Origin of the sequence: Brevundimonas sp. C43 (assembly GCF_030732185.1) — a bacterium.
Classification (GTDB): domain Bacteria; phylum Pseudomonadota; class Alphaproteobacteria; order Caulobacterales; family Caulobacteraceae; genus Brevundimonas; species Brevundimonas diminuta_C.
The window spans coordinates 2,529,234-2,548,711 of the sequence record NZ_CP132231.1; the positions used below are offsets into that span (position 1 = coordinate 2,529,234).

17 protein-coding genes are annotated in these 19,478 nt (G+C 67.1%); 8 read left to right on the top strand and 9 right to left on the bottom strand.

Annotated elements, in window-relative coordinates:
- Positions 1-48 precede the first annotated feature (48 nt).
- The 4 genes from Q9R14_RS12760 (at position 49) to Q9R14_RS12775 (ending at position 3,342) form a co-directional block, all read left to right on the top strand.
- Positions 49-1,548 (top strand): phosphomannomutase/phosphoglucomutase, encoded by a 1,500-nt coding sequence (locus Q9R14_RS12760; RefSeq protein ID WP_306002625.1) that lies wholly within the window; start codon positions 49-51, stop codon positions 1,546-1,548.
- Between the two features lie 69 nt (positions 1,549-1,617).
- Positions 1,618-1,878 (top strand): hypothetical protein, encoded by a 261-nt coding sequence (locus tag Q9R14_RS12765; RefSeq protein WP_306002626.1) that lies wholly within the window; start codon positions 1,618-1,620, stop codon positions 1,876-1,878.
- Complete coding sequence (locus tag Q9R14_RS12770) at positions 1,878-2,621, top strand: Crp/Fnr family transcriptional regulator (protein ID WP_306002627.1); 744 nt, start codon at positions 1,878-1,880, stop codon at positions 2,619-2,621. Before Q9R14_RS12765 ends, Q9R14_RS12770 begins: the two co-directional genes overlap by 1 nt.
- Positions 2,622-2,673: 52 nt before the next feature.
- Positions 2,674-3,342: a helix-turn-helix domain-containing protein gene (locus Q9R14_RS12775; protein ID WP_306002628.1), complete on the top strand. Its 669-nt coding sequence runs from the start codon at positions 2,674-2,676 to the stop codon at positions 3,340-3,342.
- On the opposite strand, the gene glmS is transcribed toward Q9R14_RS12775, so the two are convergent.
- Positions 3,303-5,117, bottom strand: coding sequence for a glutamine--fructose-6-phosphate transaminase (isomerizing) (gene glmS / locus Q9R14_RS12780; protein WP_306002629.1), 1,815 nt, complete (start codon positions 5,115-5,117; stop codon positions 3,303-3,305). The two genes, Q9R14_RS12775 and glmS, sit on opposite strands and share 40 nt — an antisense overlap.
- Before the next feature lie 161 nt (positions 5,118-5,278).
- On the opposite strand from glmS, the gene glmM reads away from it, so the two are divergent.
- Positions 5,279-6,625, top strand: a complete 1,347-nt coding sequence (gene glmM, locus Q9R14_RS12785; protein ID WP_306002630.1) for a phosphoglucosamine mutase — start codon at positions 5,279-5,281, stop codon at positions 6,623-6,625.
- 557 nt (positions 6,626-7,182) lie between these two features.
- Here glmM and rph read toward each other — a convergent pair.
- Positions 7,183-7,908, bottom strand: coding sequence for a ribonuclease PH (gene rph / locus Q9R14_RS12790; protein WP_306002631.1), 726 nt, complete (start codon positions 7,906-7,908; stop codon positions 7,183-7,185).
- Positions 7,909-8,022: 114 nt separating this feature from the next.
- Between rph and hrcA the strand changes: the two genes are divergently transcribed.
- Together hrcA and grpE are read left to right on the top strand one after the other, a co-directional pair.
- On the top strand, positions 8,023-9,081 hold the full coding sequence (gene hrcA, locus Q9R14_RS12795; protein ID WP_306004152.1) for a heat-inducible transcriptional repressor HrcA: 1,059 nt from the start codon (positions 8,023-8,025) through the stop codon (positions 9,079-9,081).
- A 44-nt stretch (positions 9,082-9,125) separates the two neighbouring features.
- Entirely contained in the window at positions 9,126-9,713 is a 588-nt protein-coding gene (grpE, locus tag Q9R14_RS12800) for a nucleotide exchange factor GrpE (protein ID WP_371929790.1), read from the top strand.
- Position 9,714: 1 nt separating this feature from the next.
- Here the strand turns inward: grpE and Q9R14_RS12805 are convergent, their stop codons facing one another.
- The 7 genes from Q9R14_RS12805 to Q9R14_RS12835 form a co-directional block, all read right to left on the bottom strand.
- Entirely contained in the window at positions 9,715-10,614 is a 900-nt protein-coding gene (locus tag Q9R14_RS12805) for a dienelactone hydrolase family protein (protein ID WP_306002633.1), read from the bottom strand.
- A gap of 63 nt (positions 10,615-10,677) precedes the next feature.
- On the bottom strand, positions 10,678-11,142 hold the full coding sequence (locus Q9R14_RS12810) for a GNAT family N-acetyltransferase (protein ID WP_306002634.1): 465 nt from the start codon (positions 11,140-11,142) through the stop codon (positions 10,678-10,680).
- A 13-nt stretch (positions 11,143-11,155) separates the two neighbouring features.
- Positions 11,156-12,760: a bifunctional phosphoribosylaminoimidazolecarboxamide formyltransferase/IMP cyclohydrolase gene (gene purH, locus Q9R14_RS12815; protein WP_306002635.1), complete on the bottom strand. Its 1,605-nt coding sequence runs from the start codon at positions 12,758-12,760 to the stop codon at positions 11,156-11,158.
- Between the two features lie 145 nt (positions 12,761-12,905).
- Positions 12,906-14,753 carry a heparinase II/III family protein gene (locus tag Q9R14_RS12820; RefSeq protein WP_306002636.1) on the bottom strand — a complete coding sequence of 616 codons (1,848 nt, stop codon included), beginning with the start codon at positions 14,751-14,753 and terminating at the stop codon, positions 12,906-12,908.
- Positions 14,750-15,424, bottom strand: coding sequence for a ribulose-phosphate 3-epimerase (gene rpe, locus Q9R14_RS12825; RefSeq protein WP_306002637.1), 675 nt, complete (start codon positions 15,422-15,424; stop codon positions 14,750-14,752). Before rpe ends, Q9R14_RS12820 begins: the two co-directional genes overlap by 4 nt.
- 47 nt (positions 15,425-15,471) lie before the next feature.
- Entirely contained in the window at positions 15,472-16,860 is a 1,389-nt protein-coding gene (locus Q9R14_RS12830; RefSeq protein ID WP_371929724.1) for an RsmB/NOP family class I SAM-dependent RNA methyltransferase, read from the bottom strand.
- The gene (locus Q9R14_RS12835; RefSeq protein WP_306002638.1) at positions 16,857-18,833 is read right to left on the bottom strand and encodes a potassium transporter Kup; all 1,977 of its coding nucleotides are present in this window, start codon (positions 18,831-18,833) and stop codon (positions 16,857-16,859) included. Before Q9R14_RS12835 ends, Q9R14_RS12830 begins: the two co-directional genes overlap by 4 nt.
- A gap of 168 nt (positions 18,834-19,001) precedes the next feature.
- Here Q9R14_RS12835 and Q9R14_RS12840 point away from each other — a divergent pair, with 168 nt between their 5' ends.
- Positions 19,002-19,472, top strand: a complete 471-nt coding sequence (locus Q9R14_RS12840) for an Rrf2 family transcriptional regulator (RefSeq protein ID WP_055807840.1) — start codon at positions 19,002-19,004, stop codon at positions 19,470-19,472.
- Positions 19,473-19,478: the final 6 nt, after the last annotated feature.

The following is a 19,478-nucleotide window of genomic DNA, read 5'->3' on the forward strand; positions in this document are numbered from 1 at the left end:
ATCGACGCGTCCTGCGACGCGTTTGGCCGAGACATCGAAGGACAGCCAATGCTCAAGCCCCGCCAGGATCTCAAGCCAAACACGGCCGCGTACGAAACGCAGGCCCTCGTCAAGCCGACGGGCTTTCGCGAATATGATGCGCGTTGGATACTGGAGAAGGAAATAAACCTCCTCGGCATTCAGGCGCTGGGCTTGGGCTTGGCGACCTATGTGCATGAAATCGGCGTCGCCCCGAGGATCGTCACCGGCCATGACTTTCGCGGCTACAGCCTCAGCGTCAAACAGGCCCTGATCCTGGGCTTGCTGGAAGGCGGGATGGAGGTTCTGGACGTGGGTCTGGCCCTGTCGCCCATGGCCTATTTCGGTCAGTTCGAACTGGACGCGCCCTGCGTGGCCATGGTCACCGCGAGCCATAACGAGAACGGCTGGACCGGGGTGAAGATGGGAGCGAACAAACCCCTGACCTTCGGCCCTGACGAGATGGGCCGACTGAAAGAAATCGTTCTCAACGGAGAGGGCGTGGCCCGCTCGGGCGGCAAGCTGGTGCGGGTCGAAGACTTCCGCGAAACCTATGTCGCCGACGTGGCCTCAAAGGTGCAGATCAAACGCCCGCTGAAGGTGGTCTGCGCCTGCGGCAACGGCACGGCCGGCGCTTTCGCCCCCGACGCCCTTCGGCGGATGGGGGTCGAGGTGATCGAGATGGACACCGACCTCGACTACACCTTCCCCAAATACAACCCGAACCCCGAAGATCATGCCATGCTGGTGCAGATGGCCCAGCGGGTGAAGGAGACGGGCGCCGATCTGGCCTTGGGCTTCGACGGCGACGGCGACCGCTGCGGCGTTGTGGACGACACAGGCGAGGAAATTTTCGCGGACAAGATCGGCCTGATGTTGGCGCGCGACCTGTCCAAGGTCTATCCGGACAGCACCTTCGTGGTCGATGTGAAGTCGACGGGCCTCTACAAAACCGACGAAATCCTGAAGGCGAATGGGGCCGAGGTCGTCTACTGGAAGACGGGCCACTCCTACATCAAGCGCAAGACCGCCGAACTGGGCGCCCTGGCCGGGTTCGAGAAATCGGGCCACTTCTTCATGGCCGGCGATCTGGGTCACGGCTACGACGACGGTCTGGTCGCGGCTGGCGCGGTGCTGGCCATGCTGGACCGCAATCCTGACAAGAAACTCAGTGAACTGAAGACCGCTCTGCCGGACGCCTGGACCAGCCTGACCATGTCGCCCCACTGCGACGACGAGCTGAAATACGATGTGCTGGAGCGGATCGTGACGGAATATTCCGATCTGGCCGAAGCCGGTGGCGAAATCCTGGGCCGCAAGATCGTCGAGGCCATCACCGTCAACGGCGTTCGCGTACACCTGGAAGACGGCTCATGGGTTCTGGTCCGCGCCTCGTCCAACAAGCCGGAACTGGTCGTCGTGGTCGAGAGCATGCGCTCCGAAGACGACATGCGTGATCTGTTCCGCAAGGAGATCAAGCCTCGCCTGGCCGCCTATCCTGAAATCGGGGCCTTCAACCAGGAAATCTGAAAGATCACAGCGGACTGAACCAATCGCGCCCGTGACCGCTTCCCTCTCGGCTGAGGCCAGGAGGGAAGATTGCCGCGCTATTTTTTCCATACCCAGAATGGCGATTGTGTCCGCGACGAGCAGGGCGAGGAACTGAGGAGCGTTGACGCGGCCCGCGAGGAAGCCGTGGCCGTTCTGGGCGAAATCCTGCGCTACAGGGGCGCGTCCTTCTGGACGACCGGCGCCTTCAGCGTCATCGTCACGGATGCGGAGGGTCAAACCGTGGTCAGCGTGACGGCGGCCGCGTCTGACCAGGCGCCTGAGGGTTGGACGCTGGCGGGAGAGGTTTGATGCACAAGGCCGTCGGCCCCGCCAAGATCACCACATTGGTCGACAAGCTGTCGCTGAGAGACCGTCTCGACGAAGAGGAGATCGCCGCCTTACGAGATGTTCTCGATGCCCCAAAGACAGCGCCCGCCGGGTCCGACATCGTTCGCGAGCACACCCGGCCAATGCACAGCACCCTTCTGATCTCGGGCTTTTCCGCGCGGTATTCCACGTTGGAAGACGGGTCTCGGCAGATCACCGAAATCAATGTGTCGGGCGACTTCATCGACCTGCACAGCCTGTTGATGAAGCAGATGGATCACGGCGTGGTCGCCCTAACCGACTGCGTGATCGCAGAGGCGCCCCACAGCAGTCTGATCGACATCACGGAGCGTCACCCGCATCTGGGCCGACTGCTTTGGCTGGACACCATCATCGACGCCGCCATTCATCGGCAGTGGCTGGTGGCTATGGGCCGACGGAGCGGCCTTGGCCATCTGGCACATCTGGTGTGCGAGCTTTACCTGCGCCTCCAAGCTGTCGGCCAGACAGGCGATCTGTCATTCGATCTTCCGCTGACGCAAACGACGCTGGGCGACGCGCTCGGCCTTTCGACTGTCCATGTCAGCCGTCTGATTTCCGAGCTCCGCAGCGAGGGCGTCGTCGCCTGGGCGGGCGGGCGGATCGATATTCTGGACTGGCGTCGCCTGGCCGAAATCGCCGAGTTCGATCCGACCTATCTTCGTCTGCAATCAGAGCCCGTCTGATGGCTTAACGCATGTTATCGCGAAAAACGGCGATCGGCCCTCTAGACGAGGCATGTCAACGTCGAACCTCGCACACACCTTGTTGTCCGGCCTTGCACTCCAAGGCCTGGACGCAGGCGACGCGTTCTTCGCCGAGGCCGGCGCACGGACCGCACCCACCGACAATGGCCACCCCATCGTCACCTTTGTGCTTTCCGGTGTCGTGGCTCGGATCGGGCTCGACGGCTTCCTTTCAAGGGGGCTCGCCTCCAGCGACGACGTAATCAACTTCGATGCCGTGCTAGGCGGCGGCGAAACCGAATCCGCCCTTTGGTTGACAGCGGGTCGGTTCCTGACAGTATCGGCAGCAAAACTCGCGCAAATACTCCCTCGCGACAGCTTGGTCGAGGCGTCATTGACGGACCTGATGCGTCGCAACAGCGCCCTTCAAGCCGAGCTTTCTCGGCATGCGGCCCTGAAGGTCAGCCAGCGCCTGGCCGCTCTGCTACTCGATGTTCATGACCGAGAAGGGGGCAACGTCCTTGCTCTGCGTCAAACCGAGTTGTCGGACCTGATGGCCGTGCGGCGCGCCAGCATATCGACCGCCTGCACGGAACTGAGCGCCGCCGGGGCGGTGCGGCTCCGGCGCGGCGCAATCCAGATCATCGACCCGGACACGCTACGCCGGCTGGCAGGCGAGCCTCACTCGACCGTGACGGACTTGGCCAGGTTGCGGGGCTGATCGACGTCGGTGCCCTTCTGGACGGCGGTATAATAGGCCAGCAGTTGCACCGGCACCGCATAGACCAGAGGCGCGATCAGCGGGTGGCAGTCGGGGGCGTGGATGCGGCGAATGCCAGCGCCGTGCGGATCGGGGGCCTTTTCCGGCGCGATCATGATGACCGGGCCGCCCCGCGCGGCAACCTCCTGGAGGTTGGACGCGGTCTTTTCGAACACGTCGTCGAGCGGAGCCAGGGCGATGGTCGGGGTCTCTTCGTCGATCAGAGCGATGGGGCCGTGTTTCAACTCTCCGGCGGCATAGCCCTCGGCGTGGATATAGCTGATCTCCTTCAGCTTCAGCGCGCCTTCCATCGCCAGCGGGAACATGGCGCCCCGGCCCAGGAAAAGGACATCGTCGGCCTTTGACAGGTCATGAGTCACGGCGCGGATGCTGTCGCCCATCGTCAGGGCCTCGGCGATCAAGCGCGGGCTTTCGAACAGAGCCTTCACCAGTTCGGCCTCGTGAGCCGCATCGATCCGGCCGCGCGACACGCCAGCCGCCACGGCCAGGGCCAAGAGAGCCGCGACTTGGGCGGTGAACGCCTTGGTGGAGGCGACGCCGATCTCGGGCCCGGCGTGGGTGGGCCACAGGACGGCGGCCTCGCGCGCCATGGAAGACGAATGGACATTGACGACGGCGGCCGTCTGCAACCCTTGCGCCTTGCACCAGGTCAGGCTGGCCAGGGTGTCGGCCGTCTCGCCCGACTGGCTGACGGCGACGGCCAGGGTGGATTTCGACACCGCAGGCGAGCGATAGCGGAACTCCGATGCGATCTCGACGTCGCAGGGCAGGCCGGCCAGGCGCTCGAAGGCGTAACGGCCGATCTGGCCGGCGTAGAAGGCGGTGCCGCAGGCCACGATCTGGATCCGGTCCACGGCGCCGAAGTCGATGGCGTTGGCCTTGGCCTTGCCGGTCACCAAGTCGAGATATTCCGACAGGGTGTGCTGGACGCTGTCGGGCTGCTCATGGATCTCCTTCTCCATGAAGTGGCGATATTCACCCTTCTCGACCAGGGCCGAGGAGGCCGAGACCTGGACCACGGCCCGCTCGACCGCCGCGCCCGTGAGGTCGAACATCTGAGCGCCGGTCTTGGTCACCGCGACATAGTCGCCCTCTTCCAGATAGGAAATCTTCTGCGTGAACGGACCGACGGCCAGCGCGTCCGAGCCCAGATACATCTCGTCCTCGCCCCAGCCGACGACCAGTGGGCTGCCTCTACGGGCGCCCAGGATCAGATCGTCCTCGCCATCGATCAGCACCGCCAGCGCATAGGCGCCGGTCAGCCGATCGAGCACCGACTTGAAGGCCTCCAGAGGCGCCCATCCATGCCCCAGTTCCGCATCCAGCAGATGGGCGATGACCTCGGTGTCGGTCTGGCTCTCGAAGACATGGCCCTCTGCGGCCAGTTCGGCCTTCAGCTCGGCGAAATTCTCGATGATGCCGTTGTGGACCAAGGTGACGCGCCCAGCCTTGTGCGGGTGGGCGTTGGCTGTCGTCGGCGCGCCGTGGGTGGCCCAGCGCGTATGGCCGATGCCGACCATCGCCGTCATCGGATCCTCGGCCAAGACGGCTTCCAGATTGCGTATCTTGCCCTTGGCGCGGCGGCGCTCGACCGAGCCGTCCACGACTGCGGCGACGCCGGCGGAATCATAGCCGCGGTACTCCAGTCGTTTCAGGCTGTCGATCAGCCGGGGAACGACAGGACCATTGCCGGTGACGCCGATGATGCCGCACATGAGCGAAGGCTCCGAGAAGTCAGGAAAAGGGCGCCGCTTTGCACTGGCGGCGATCCGGGGCTAAGCCACACATCAAGCCCCACCGGCCGTCTATGCAATCTTAAGACAGGCCGCATCAAAAAAGGGGTTTCGGAACGTTACCCGAACCAAAGGACCTTGCCTTGGGCGACAGAAAATACTTCGGCACCGACGGCATTCGCGGGCGCGCCAATACCTATCCGATGACGGCCGAGGTCGCGTTGCGCGTCGGTCTGGCCGCCGGGAAACTGTTCCGCACCGACGACGATCGCCGCCATCTGGTGGTGATCGGCAAGGACACCCGCCTGTCCGGCTATACGATCGAGCCCGCCCTGGTCGCCGGGTTTGCTTCGGTGGGCATGGACGTTCGCACCTTCGGGCCCGTGCCGACGCCCGGAGTGGCCATGCTGACCCGCTCGATGCGCGCCGATCTGGGCGTCATGATCTCGGCCTCGCACAACGACTATGCCGATAACGGAATCAAGCTGTTCGGGCCGGACGGCTACAAGCTGTCGGACGAGATCGAACTGAAAATCGAGGCCATGATGGACGAAGGCCTGGATAAGGACTTGGCGCCGTCGAATAAGCTGGGCCGGGTCAAACGCATCGACGACGCCCAGGCCCGCTATATCGAGATCGCCAAACAGGCCTTCCCCAAACGGTTGACGCTGCAAGGGCTGCGCATCGCCGTCGATTGCGCCAACGGCGCCGGCTACAAGGTCGCGCCGACCACTCTTTTCGAACTGGGCGCCGAGGTCTTCCCCGTGGGCGTGACCCCGAACGGCACCAACATCAACGCCGAGTGCGGCTCGACCTATCCGGCGACCCTGGCCGATGCGGTCAAACGCTATCGCGCCGATATTGGCATCGCCCTGGACGGCGACGCCGACCGGCTGATCATCTGCGACGAGATGGGTCGGGTCGTGGACGGCGATCAGATCATGGCCCTGGTCGGGCTGGACTGGGCCAGGCGCGGCCTCCTGACCGGGGGCGGCGTGGTGGCCACCGTCATGTCCAATCTGGGGCTGGAGCGTAAACTGAAGTCCGAAGGCCTGACGCTGGAGCGGACCAAGGTCGGCGACCGCTATGTCATGGAACGGATGCGCGAAGGCGGCTTCAATATCGGCGGCGAGCAGTCGGGCCACATCATCCTGCACGACCACGCCACGACCGGAGACGGCCTGATGGCGGCGCTGCAGGTGCTGGCCGTCCTGGTGGAATCCGGCAAGCCGATGAGCGAACTGGCGCGCCAGTTCGATCCCGTTCCGCAAAAGCTGGAGAACGTCCGTTTCACCGCCGACAAGCCGCTGGAGACCGACACGGTCAAGGCCGCCATCGCCGAGGCCGAAGCGGCCCTGAGCGGTCAGGGACGGCTGCTGGTCCGTCCCTCGGGCACGGAAAAGCTGATCCGCGTCATGGCCGAGGGCGACGACGAGGCGCTGGTCAAGCGGGTGGTGGCCGATGTGGCGGGCGCGGTGCGCTCAGCCTGACCGTCGCTAGTTCCGGCACTCCGCCGGCGGATCACCGTCACCCTGCCATAGCTTACAAGACCGCTCGATCTCACCCTGGATGAGGGCGCAGGGGTTTGAGGCATTGCAGGGAGGGCGGGTCGCGGGGCTGACACGGATGCAGCGTTCAACCAGTCGCGCGGCGGCTGCGGAACCGATGGCGTCGCGACAGTTTTGCACCTCGCCGGCCTTCATGTCCCAAGCTTCCGGTATTGTGGTCCGCGATTGCTCTGGATCAGGCGCTGACGCAGCTTCAGCTGGCGGCTGTGCAGGCGCTGGCTGTGGCTCAGTCTTTTCTGAAACAGGTTTTTGAGCTTGCGTCGATGGCTCAGCGTCCGCCTGCAGCGGCACCGCGTCGATCACATCAGCGTTCGCCACTGGATCGTCGGACGCCGACTTCTGGTTCGGGCCGGCCGGCTGGCAGGCCGCCAGAAAGGCGCAGGCGGCGAGCGAAAGCCATTGAGGTCGACGCATGGGCATATCTCCGGTCAGGATCAACCGGGCGACGATGCCCGGCCGCGCCCCGAGGTGAAACCCCCTTATCGCTTCATCGCCGCCAGGGCCGCCTTCTGCAGGGCGAACAGTTCGGTGCAGCCGATCTCGGCCAGTGAGAAAAGCCGGTCGAACTCGGGGCGCGAGAAACCGCGCTTCTCGCCGGTGGCCTGGACCTCGACGATCTGGCCCGAACCGGTCAGGACGAAATTCGAATCCGCCTCGGCCTCGGAATCCTCTTCGTAATCGAGGTCCAGCACCGGCACGCCGTCACAGACACCGCACGACACAGCCGCTACCTGATCCGTGATCGGATCGGCCTTCAGCACGCCCTCGTCGCGCAGATAATTAAGCGCCAGGCTCATGGCGACCCAGGCGCCGGTGATCGACGCCGTGCGGGTGCCGCCGTCGGCCTGGATGACGTCGCAGTCGATCAGCACCTGACGTTCGCCAAGCGCCTTCAGGTCCACCACGGCGCGCAGGGAGCGACCGATCAATCGCTGAATCTCTTGTGTGCGGCCCGACTGTTTGCCCGCGGCGGCTTCACGACGGCCGCGCGTGTGGGTGGCGCGGGGCAGCATGCCGTATTCGGCGGTCACCCATCCCTGCCCCGAGTTGCGCATCCAGCCCGGCACCTTGTCCTCGATCGATGCGGTCACCAGCACCTTGGTGTTGCCGAAGCTGATCAGGCACGAGCCCTCGGCATAGCGGTTGACGCCGGTCTCGATGGTGACGGGACGCAGTTGATCGTCGGTGCGTTGCGAATGGCGCATGGGAAGGGTCCTTGGAAGTCTGACCTTGGAAGCTGTGGCGGCGGTGCTTATCCTGAAACCGTGAGCCTGTATGCCCCGAAAAACCCGCCGTTCGACGCCGGCCCATCCCCGAATCTGGCCCTCGCGGGTCTGGCGGGGCTGGATGCTCGGGCGCGCGACATCTTCCGTCGTATCGTGGAATCCTATTTGGAGACCGGCGAGCCGGTCGGGTCGCGGACCCTGTCGCTGGGCGGCATCGCCCTGTCGCCCGCCTCGATCCGCAACACCATGCAGGATCTGACCCTCGCGGGCCTTTTGGCGGCGCCCCACACCTCGGCCGGGCGCATCCCGACCCATGCGGGCCTTCGCCTGTTCGTGGACGGCCTGCTTGAGGTCGGCGACCTGACCAAGGAAGAGCGTCGCGAGATCGATGGGCGGCTCGCCGGGCGCGGCCGGAACTTCGAGGCGGCGCTGGATGAAGCCTCGAACCTGCTGTCGGGCCTGGCCGGCGGCGCAGGCGTCGTCTCCAGTCCGGTCCGTGATTCCGGCGTCAAACATGTCGAGTTCGTCGCCCTGGGCGGCGATCAGGCCCTGGCGGTCATCGTCGCTGACGACGGCACGGTCGAAAACCGCATCATGACCCTGTCGGCCGGCGTCACGCCCTCGACTCTAGTCGAGGCCTCCAACTTCCTGAACGCCCGCCTGCGCGGCCGCCCCTTCGCCGACGCCCGGCGCGAGATGACGCAAGAGCTGGAAATCGCACGGCGCGAACTGGACCAGACCGCCGCCCGCCTGGTCGAGGACGGATTCGCTGCGTGGTCCGGCGGGCAGGATCGGGAGCGCGCCCTGATCGTGCGGGGTCGCGCCAACCTGCTTCAGGACCGGGAAGGCCTGGCCGATCTAGAGCGGGTCCGCGTCCTTTTCGATGATCTGGAGCAAAAGGAACAGTTGATCGGCCTGCTGGACGGGGTCGACGCGGCGCAGGGCGTGCGCATTTTCATCGGCGCAGAGACACGGTTGTTTTCACTTTCGGGTTCCGCCGTGATCGCGGCGCCCTATATGAGCGGCCGACAGCGGGTTCTGGGCGCCATCGGCGTGATAGGCCCTGCAAGACTGAACTACGCCCGTGTCATTCCGTTGGTGGACTATACCGCCCGGGTGCTGGGCCGGATGCTGGACGGGAACGACAAGTGAGCGACAAGCCCTTTAACGACGAACTGAACGCCGTGGACGCCGACATGGCCGAAACCAACGCCGAACACGGCCTGGACGCCCATCCGTCAGACGATCTGGCGCCGCTGGACGCCGTGATCGCCGAGCGTGACGAATGGAAGGACCGCGCCCTGCGCGTCGCCGCCGAGATGGAGAATCTCAAGCGCCGCTCGGAGACGCAGCAGAACGACGCCCGCGCCTTCGCCATTCAACGATTCGCCAAGGACCTGCTGGGCGTCGCCGACAATCTGGAACGCGCCCTGATGGCTGCGCCCAAGGACGCCGAGGGCGCAACGGCCGGTCTGGTGACCGGGCTGGAGCTGACGCAGAAGGCTTTGCTGCAGGCCTTCGACGCCAACGGCCTGAAGCGCGTCGCGCCGGAGGCGGGCGAGGCCTTCAACCCGCATCTGCACCAGGCGATGATGGAACAGCCGTCCGAGACCGTGGCCGGCGGATCGGTGATCCAGACCATGCAGTCCGGTTTCGAACTGTTCGGCCGCACCGTCCGCCCCGCCATGGTCGTCGTCGCCGCCAAGGGATCCGGAGCGCAAGCCCCGAAGCCCTATGGCGCCGCCCCCGCCGCCGAGACCCACACCTTCGACGGCAAGGCCTGATCTACGCTTTTATAGTCTTCTCGAACGTCGCCAGCAGCTTGGACCAGCCGTCCTTGGCGTCCGCTTCCGCGTAGCTGGCGCGATAGTCGGCGTGGAAGCCATGCTGGGCGTCGGGATAGATTACGATCTGGCTGCCAGTCTGGCCGGCGCGCGCCAGGGCCTCGCGCATCCGTTCGACGCTGGCCAATGGAATGCCCTGATCCTTGCCGCCGTACAGGCCCAGCACCGGCGCCTTCAGGTCGTCGGCGATATCGACCGGCCAGGGTTGGCCCGACGACACCTGAACCGGGGTCGCATCGGCGGCGGGCGCCAGTCGGCCGTACCACGCCACGCCGGCGCCGATGGCGGCGAAGCGCGCCGCCGCCTGCCACACCACCTTGCCGCCCCAGCAGTAGCCGGTGATGCCGACCTTGCCGTCCTTGGACCACGACTGCTGGCTGGCCCATTCCAGCGTCGCTGACAGGTCGCCCATCACCTGCTCGTAGTTGGCCGCCCCGACGATCTGCATGATCCGCTGCATGTCCGACAGCGGCGCCGGATCCTCGACCCGGACGAAGAAGGCCGGCGCGATCGCGGCATAGCCCTGTTTGGCCAGACGACGGCAGATGTCCTTGATATAGTCGTGAACCCCGAAAATCTCGGACACTACGATCACGACGGGGAAGGGACCGTCTCCGGCCGGACGCGCCACATAGGCCGGCAGCTGGAACCCGTCCGGCGCCGGATAGGCGACCTCGGCCGTCTCCAGTCCGGTCGCGTCGGTGACGATCGGCTTGGCCTCCTTGGCCAGGGCGGCCACCGCATAGCCGCAGAAGAACAGGCCGCCCAGGGCACCCACGGCACGTCGGCTGAGCTTCAGATCATCGGCGGTCTGGCCTTCGGGACGGATCAGGGTGGTCATGGCGCGGCTCCAGAAGCGGGGGATCGGCAGGCCAGCACGAGGCGGTCCCGGCGTCCAGTCAACTTAGACGGAGGCGAATACGACCGGTTTGGCGAAGCAGATGGCTTCCGGGCAGCCGATGTAGCGGCCATAGGGCGGGCATTCGCGATAACCGGCGCGCCCATAGAAGCCGACGGCCGTGGTGTTGACGCGGCGCGTCTCCAGCCGGATTTCCTCATAGCCGAGGCTTTTCGCCCGCGCCTCCAGGGCCGCGAGCACCGCCGAGCCTATCCCCTGGCCCGAAACGGCGGCGTAAATGCGCTTGATTTCGGCGACGCCCGGCTGGAGCGGACGCAGGGCGCCGCAGCCAATGGGCCGACCCTGCTCGTCGCGCGCCAGCAGGAAGGCGGCGCCCGGACCGCGCACATCGTCCGCATCGAACGAGGCCTGGCCGCTGGAGCCTGTGATCGCCGCCAGTCGCTGGGACAGGGCGGCGATCAGGACGCTGGCGTCGGCATGATCCGGGTCGGCGTCCTCGACACGGATCATCCGGGGTCGATCCTCAGTGCCGGAAGACCCGCACGCCGGTGAAGGCCATCGCGATGCCCTTCTCGTCGGCGGCGGCGATGACCTCGGCGTCGCGCATGGAGCCGCCCGGCTGGATCACCGCCGTGGCGCCGGCCGCGACCGCTTCCAGCAGGCCGTCAGCGAAGGGGAAGAAGGCCTCGGAGGCGCAGGCCGAACCCTCGGCAAGCGACTGGGTCAGACCCTTGGCCTCTCCAGCCTCCTTGGCACGAATAGCGGCGATGCGGGCGCTGTCGCGACGGTTCATCTGGCCGGCGCCAATGCCGGCGGTCTGGCCGTCCTTGGCGTAGACGATGGCGTTGGACTTGACGTGTTTGGCCACGGTGAAGGCGAACAGCATGTCCTGAATCTCGGTCGGCGTCGGCTGGCGCTTCGTCACGATCTTCAGATCCGAAGGCTTGATCAGCGACCGGTCGCGGCTCTGGACCAGGAAGCCGCCGGCGACCGAGCGGAACACCTCGCCCGCGCCGTGGGGGTCGGGCAGGCCGTCCGTGATCAGCAGGCGCAGGTTCTTCTTGGCGGCGAAGACGGCCTTGGCTTCGTCGTCGGCGCCGGGGGCGATGACAACCTCGTTGAAGATGCCCGTGATGGCGCGGGCGTCCTCAGCCGTAAGCGGACGGTTGACCGCGATCACGCCGCCGAACGCCGAAACGGCGTCGCATTCCAGCGCGCGGGCGTAGGCTTCGGACAGATCCTTGCCGACTGCCACGCCGCAGGGGTTGGCGTGTTTGACGATGACCACGGCGGGCTGTTCGAACTCGGCCACCAGCTCATAGGCGGCGTCGGCGTCGGCGATATTGTTGTAGCCCAGTTCCTTGCCCTGAACCTGTTCGGCATAGGCCACGCCCGGACGGCGCTCGCCGGTGCGATAGAAGGCGCCCGTCTGATGCGGGTTCTCGCCATAGCGCAGGGTCTGGGCCAGGGCGCCCGCGATGGACTTGCGGGCCGGCGCGGCATCCTCGATCTGACCGGCGAACCAACCATAGACGGCGGCGTCATAGGCGGCGGTGCGGGCGAAGGCGCGGGCGGCCAGGCGCTTGCGCAGGGCCATATCGGTCGAGCCTTCGGCCTTCAGCGCCTCAAGGATCAGGCCGATGCTTTCGCCGTCGACTGCGACGGCGACATAGCCGTGGTTCTTGGAGCCCGAGCGGATCATGGCCGGGCCGCCGATGTCGATATTCTCGACCGCTGCCTCGAACGCGCCGCCGGCCGCGACGGTGCTTTCAAACGGATAAAGGTCGATCCAGACGATATCGATGGCGCCGATCCCGTGGTCCGTCATGGCCTGGGCATGGTCGGCCGCGTCACGCACGCCCAAGAGGCCGCCGTGGACGATGGGGTGCAGGGTCTTGACCCGGCCGTCCATCATCTCGGGGAAGCCGGTCAGATCAGCCACGTCCTTGACCGGAAGACCCAGTTTCTCGATCGCCGCGCGCGTCCCGCCGGTCGAGACCAGTTCGACGCCCAGATCGTGCAGGGTGCGGGCCGCATCCTCCAGCCCGGCCTTGTCGGACAGAGAGATCAGGGCGCGTTGCGGCTTGACCCGGTCGGGGGCGGGCGGAAAGTCGGGAGCGGCGGGCATGGGCGGCGTCCGTGATGGCAGGGGAGGATGGCGCGCCGTCTAGACCCAAACCGCTTCGCCGTCACCCCACGGACGGTTTCAGAGCCTGATCGGCAGAGGTCAAATCGCTACGCGATTTGTCGATGCCGTGAATCGGGCTCTTGCATCAGGTCGGTTCGCCGCTGGCGCCGGCTGGGCTCAGCTTCCAGCGGATCTTGGTCTCGCTGTCGGTGCGGGCCGAGCCGCGCACCACGATCTGCAGCGAACGGCGGGTCAGGCCGGCGTCGATATGGACGCTGGGCTCGATGGCCACATCCGGTCCATCGGTCCTGAACCACCAGCCCCGGCCCGAGGCGCCGCGCAGCAGGATCGACCGCCGGTCGCGCGCCAGCGAGGCCTGAACCCCCGGCTCCAGATGGAAGCGGATGGCGTAGGGCGCCGCAATCTGGCGCACCATCTCCTTGCGGCCTGGCGTGGGGAACAGCCTTTCTTCGGCCCGCAGTTCGTCCAGGCGCTGGTCCAGATACAGCCGGCGCTGATGATTCAGGCCGAACACTTCATTCCAGCCGTCGTGTTCCATCTCCAGCCAGACGGCGCCGTCGCCGTCGCGCAGGTCGGTGGTCACATGGATCGGCGGTCCGACCAGGCGCGGACCCAACAGGTCGCCCTTCCAGCCGCCCAGCGGTTCGTTCAGCGACCGCTCGCCCAGGGTCAGGGTAGAGTGGGCGGGCGTCAGGCGCAGGGCCTGGCGATCCGTCGAGGCCGGCGTCCACCCCGAGCCGGTCACCAGACGATCCTTGCCGCAGGCGATCTCCAGCGCCAGCGGCTGGGCGCAGGCGGCCGCCCCCCAGGCGTCGCGCGCCGGCGGAGCGGTGTCGGCGATGATGGTGAGCAGGGGGCTGGCGATGCGCGTCAGGCCGGCGACCGCACCGGTCGCTGCAGGCGCGTCGTCGCTTCTGGCCATCGCTTCGTCATCGTGGGCGCGGGCGGCCGCGACGCGTTCGAACGTGGAGGGGCCGCCGCCCTGGAAGCTGGCCAGCCGACCGTCGGGCAAGGTCAGCAGGCGCAGGCCCTGTGTCAGCCGGGCGATGGCGGCCGACACGCTCTCGGGCGTCGGTTCGGACAGTTGCGACAGGGCGTCGTCCAGCGTCAGCAGGTCGAGCAGCAGCTCAAGCCCCGCCTCAGGACTGCGCGAGGCGTGGCCGCCGTCAGCCTGCACCGTCGTCTTCAGGGCGCCGTCCAGCCGCGACAGTGCGCGGCGACGCAAGGCCTGCCCTGGCGCACCCGCCAGCACGCAGCCGCCGATGGCCGCCGCCGTCAACCGCTCGGCCCGGCTGGCCAGACCGCCGGGCGGACGCAGCAGTTGTCGGGTCTGGCGCGCCAGACTGTCGGCCAGTTTCAGCCGCTCGGCCTCGGTCGCGACGGCGCCCATCCGCCGTGCGCCGCACGCCAGATTGACGACCCGCCGCGCCAGGATTTCCGGTCCCCAGGCGAAGGGCGACCAACGGGCGAAGGCGTCGGCCCAGGCCAGCGTCAACCGCAGCGCCTCGCGCGCGCCCCGGTCGCCTTGAGCCATCAGGCCCGGCAGCCAGGCGAAGGCGTGAAGTTCGACCGCAAAGGGCCGCGACGGACTGGGCCGATTCCACGGATCGGACGGGGGCTCGACCTCCATCGCGGCGCCGGCCAGCATGAAACGTCCGGCCAGAACATTGCGGCCCGGCGCGGGATCGTGCGGGCGAAAATCGCGCGGCGTGGCGGCGAAAGCCGTCACCTTGCCCCCACCCACCGGAGCCCCAAGCGTCAGGCCGTAGCCGGGCAGACCGTAAAGCTCGATCCACAGCTGCCGCGTCGCCAACCGTCCGGCGATGGCGGGCCACAGGCCGGGTCCGGCGATCGTGTCGCCCGACCGCACGGGCGTGCGCACCGGCGCGCCAGGCAGGCCGGGAATCTGACCCGAGGCGACGTCCAGCGTCGTTTCCTGGCCCCGCGGGGCGAAGGGGCCGAGCGGGCTCACGAGAGGCTCTGAGCAGCCGGCGCGGCCTTCAGGGCGGCGATATTGGTCGCGTAATCGCCCTTGAACACGAACGCGCCGGCGACCAGCGCATCCGCGCCGGCGGCGACGCAGGCGGCGGCGTTGGCGGAGGTCACGCCGCCGTCCACCTGAAGGTGAGCCGACGAACCGGCGCGGTCGAGAATGGCCCGCGCGCCCGCGATCTTCTTCAGCGAACTGTCGATGAACTTCTGACCGCCGAAGCCCGGATTGACCGACATGATCAGCACCAGATCGACCAGATCGACCACCTCTTCAAGGATCGACAGCGGCGTCGCCGGATTGAACACGACGCCCGCCTTGGCGCCCAGCTGGCGAATGCGACCCAGGGTGCGGTGCAGGTGCGGCCCGCTTTCAGGGTGAACGGTCAGGACGTCGGCGCCCGCCTCGCGGAACGCCTCCAGCCAAGGATCGACCGGCGCGACCATCAGGTGCACGTCGAACGGAAGTGTCGTGTGCGGCCGGATCGCCTTCACGATGTCGGGGCCGAGCGTGATGTTCGGCACGAAATGCCCGTCCATCACATCGACGTGAATCCAGTCGGCGCCCGCCGCCTCCAGCGCGCGGACTTCTTCACCCAGCCGCGCGAAATCGCTGGCGAGGATCGACGGGCAGATCAGAGGGGTAACGGCCATGGCCTTCCGGATAAGGCGGGTTGCGGGCAGGAGCAAGGCGCTCCCGCTCAGGACACCCGTTCCAGCCTTGCCGCGAAGAAGCCGTCCAGTCCGCCGTGTTCGGCCCACATGGAGGGCAGTATGCGCAACCAACCTTCGGGCGTCAGCGCCTCGGGCGGAGCGCCTACGGCGGTCGGATCGGCGGCGACGGTGCGGAAGGCAGGATTGCGACGCAGGAAGGCGATGATCTGAGTCTCGCCTTCCTCACGCTCCAGCGAGCAGGTGCAATAGACTAGACGGCCGCCCGGCTTCACGCGTTCGGCGGCGGCGTCGAGCAGGCGGTGCTGGACGTCGGCCAGTTTGGCGACCTCTGCCGGTTTGGTGGCGCGCAGGACCTCCGGATTGCGGCGGAAGGTGCCCGTCGCAGTGCAGGGGGCATCCAGCAGAACGGCGTCGAAGGTGCGGACATCCTCCCAGTCCTCGGCCGGAACGGCGACGACCTCGGCGGTCAGGCCGGTCCGCTCAAGGTTCTGTGTCAGGCGTTTCAGGCGCGGGCCCGAACGGTCGAGCGCAACGACCGACGCGCCGGCGGCCGCCAGTTGCAGCGTCTTGCCTCCGGGCGCGGCGCACATGTCCAGGGCGGTTTCGCCCGGTTTCACATCCAGCAGCCGGCCGGGCACGGCGGCGGCCGCGTCCTGGACCCACCAGTCGCCGTCCTCGAAACCGGGCCAGCCGGCCACATCGCCGCGACGGCCGGTGCGAACCGTGCCCCCGGGCAAGGCTTCCCCCTCGACAGCCGCAGCCACGGCGGCGGGATCGACGCTCGGCTTCAGGCTGAGATCGGTCGCGGGTTCTTCGCGCGCGGCCAGGGCCAGACCCGCCAAGGCAGCTTCGCCATAGGTCGCCTTCCAGCGCGCCGCGATCCAGTCCGGCAGATTGCTCTCGGCCGTCGTCAGGCCGGGGCCTTCGCGCCCCACCCCGCGCAGCACCGCATTGACCAGGTTCTTGTAGGGCCGGGTCTTGGGATCGCGCTCGGCCAGTTTCACCGCCGTCGAAACGGCGGCGAAGGCGGGCGTTTCCAGCACCAGAGTCTGGGCCAGGGCGATGCGCATCAGGGTGCGCACAGCCTCGGGCGGAGACTTCTTCAAGCGGCGATCCAGGATCTGGTCGATCTCGCCCAGACGACGCAGGGCCGCCATGGCCACGGCGCGAGCGAAGGCGCGATCCATCGGCTCAAGCGCGCGGGCGGCGGGCTGAGACAGGGCTTCGTCCAGGCCGTTGCGCTTCTCCAGCGCGGCGTTCAGGAGGATGCCGGCGACGACGCGAGCCTCGACGCCGATGTCGTCCTGCGACGGGCCTTGCGCGGCCTCGGCCGAGGCCGGGCGAGGCCGGCCCTTGGTGGCCATGCGACGACCGCGCGCCTGCGAGCTCTGCCCGCCCCGTCCCTCGGTGCTCATACCGCCACCTGCGCGCCAAGCTCGACCACGCGGCCGGGCGGGATGTGGAAGAAGTCGGTCGGATTGGCGGCGTTGCGCATCAGGAAGATGAACAACTTGTCCTGCCACAGCGGCATGCCCTGACGCGCCGACGGGATCAGCGAACGGCGACCCAGGAAGAAGCTGGTCGACATGATGTCGAACTTCAGCCCCTGTTTGCGGCACAGGCCCAGGGCGCGCGGCACGTTCGGCGTCTCCATGAAGCCGTAGGTGACCGTCACCTTCTTGAAGTCGTCGTTGATCGGCTCCATCCGCACCCGGTCGGCCTCCTTGACGCGCGGGCGCTCGGAGGTGCGCACGGTCAGGATGACATTCTTCTCGTGCAGCACCTTGTTGTGCTTGAGATTGTGCATCAGGGCGACCGGCGCGACGTCGGGATCCGAGGTCAGGAAGATGGCCATGCCCGGCGCACGGTGCGGCGGCCTGGCCTGAAGCATCTCGATCAGGTCGTTCAGCGGCAGGCTGTCCTTGCGCGTCTTGGCCGTCAGGATCTGCGTCCCGCGAACCCAGGTCCACATCACCACGACCAGCAGGGCGCCCAGCACCAGCGGCATCCACGCCCCGTCCGGAATCTTCAGCAGGTTGGACGTCAGGAAGACGCTGTCGATGAAGGCGAACGGAATGAGGGTTCCGGCCACCGCCCACATCGGCCACTTCCAACCCTTGCGGATGACCGAATAGGCCATCAGCGTATTGACCAGCATGGTGCCCGTCACCGCCACGCCATAGGCGGCGGTCAGGTTATGCGAGCTCTGGAACACGACCAGCAGCACCAGCACGCCGACCATCAGGAAGGTGTTGACCGCCGGCACGAAGATCTGGCCAGCCTGGGTCTCGGAGGTGTTCTTGATGTCGATGCGCGGCAGAAGGCCCAGCTGAACCGCCTGCTGCGTCACAGAGAAGGCGCCGGTGATCACGGCCTGGGAGGCGATGACGGTCGCGGCGGTCGCCAGGATCAGCATCGGCCAATAGGCGAACTGCGGCACCATGTTCCAGAACGGGTTCTCGGATGCGGCCGGATTGTCCAGGATCAGGGCGCCCTGGCCCAGGTAGTTCAGCGTCAGGCACGGCAGCACGAAGGCCAGCCAGCCCATCCGGATCGGCGCCTTTCCGAAATGGCCCATGTCGGCATACAGGGCCTCAGCCCCCGTGACGGCCAGGAAGACGCTGCCCAGGATCACGAAGCCCAGGAAGCCGTCATTGAGCAGAAGCATGACGCCATAGTGGGGCGACAGGGCCCGCAGCACGCTGACGTCGTCGAAGATATGATACAGCCCCAGCGCGCCCAGGCTCAGGAACCAGACGGCGGTGATCGGGCCGAAATATTTGGCCAGGCTGGCCGTGCCGCGCGACTGGACCAGGAACAGGGCGATCAGGATGCCGGCCGAGATCGGCACGATGAAGGAATCCAGCCGCCCGGCCAGACCCGGAGCATCCTGCAAACCCTCGACAGCGGACAGGACCGAAATGGCGGGCGTGATGATGCCGTCGCCATAGAACAGGGCCGCGCCGCAGACGCCAAGGATGAAGATCCAGGCGCTGCGCCGACCGACCGCGAACTGCGCCAGCGCCATCAGCGACAGGGTGCCGCCCTCGCCCTTGTTGTCGGCGCGCATCAGGAAGAAGACGTATTTGAACGTCACCACCACCATCAGCGCCCAGAACGCCAGCGAGACGACGCCGATCACGGCCAGATCGCCGCCGACGCCGGAGCGCGCATGGTCGATCGCCTCGCGCAGGGCGTAAAGCGGGCTGGTGCCGATGTCGCCAAACACCACGCCGATCGCGCCGATGGTCAGGGCCCAGAAGCCGCCGTGCTTCGCGGCCTGGCCGCCCGGGATGTGGGATTCCGGACCCGCGGCGTGGGTGGGCTTGTCCGGCGTGTTCGACGCGGGCGAGGGAGCGCTCGCGTCGTGGGGAGTGTCCCCGGCCATGCGTATCCTCCGGGTCTCCGACGCGGCGTCGGTCCCTTCAAAGCGGCGAGCCTTTAGGCTCATTCCACGCGGTCTTCAATCGCGCCGCGATGGATTCGGTTTCGGCGTTCTGCGGCGCGATTTGTGATTCGCCCCCTGAACGCCTATTTTCGCATCAGGAACAGAACCATGTCAGACAGCCAACGCTTCCCCGTCGCCGCCCACGCCCTGGCCTATATGGCTCACAAGGGCGCGTTCGGGCCTGCGCAGGCGATGCCCAGCGGCGTGCTGGCGTCCTCGATCCCGACCAATCCCGTCGTGGTGCGCCGCGTGACCGCGCTCTTGGCAAAGGCCGGGCTGATCGCCACCCGTCCGGGCGCGACCGGCGGCTCCTGGCTGTTGCGTCAGCCCGAGGACATCCGGCTGGATCAGGTGCTGAAGGCGGTGAACGGATGCGCCCACATCGGCTCGCCCCCCGCCGGCGCCAAGGGTTGTCCGATCAGCGAACATATCCCGCGCCAGGTGGCCAAGGCCCTGACCGCCGCCGACGAGGCCGCGACCGAGGCTTTGTCCAAGATCACCATCGCCGACCTTCTGGCCGACAACCCGATCGCGCTGGCGGCCTTTGCGCCGCACAAGTCCTGCCCCGTCGCGGCCTGATCGCGC